This window comes from Haloferula sp. A504 (genome assembly GCF_044385805.1).
Classification (GTDB): Bacteria; Verrucomicrobiota; Verrucomicrobiia; order Verrucomicrobiales; family Akkermansiaceae; genus Haloferula.
Window position 1 is genome coordinate 1 of sequence record NZ_JBISBU010000208.1, and the last position, 488, is coordinate 488.

The window sequence follows — 488 nt, forward strand, 5'->3', positions numbered from 1 at the left end:
TTCGTCATCCAGAACAACAACGGCGACAACTGTGGTGAATGGGATGGTATCGACACCAACGACGGTGCGGCGAAGGTTGGGAACACGGCGGCCCTTCCGTCGGCGCCCCAGATCTGGAACGCGACCTTCATCGGCGGTTCGGTGGCCAATGGTCCGCAGTCGGGAGCCGGCAAGGACAACGGCATCTTCCTGGACGACAACTTCAACGGTGCGCTGCGCAACTCCATCATCCACGACGTGATGGGCAACCTTGCGGAGTTCGCGAGTGACGGTCACTTCCAGTCGACCGACGCGCAGGCTGGCACGAAGCCTGCCCAGGCTGGGACTCCCGGTTTCCAGAGCATCACGGTTGGCAATATCTTCAGCTACGACGCCGGAGCCGCTGTTCCGAGCCAGTCGGTGGTGGCCGGTGGTGGACGTCCTTCGGACTTCTACGCGGTGGACTTTGCCGATGCGCTGCTCGACGACAACAGCGAGCCGCAGACCGA

Annotated in this window: 1 protein-coding gene; it reads left to right on the forward strand. The window is 62.7% G+C overall.

Features of this window, described 5'->3' with window-relative positions; translation table 11 throughout:
• Positions 1-488: hypothetical protein (locus tag ACG2LG_RS24215; protein WP_396263480.1), on the forward strand; the 488-nt coding region annotated here is incomplete at both ends.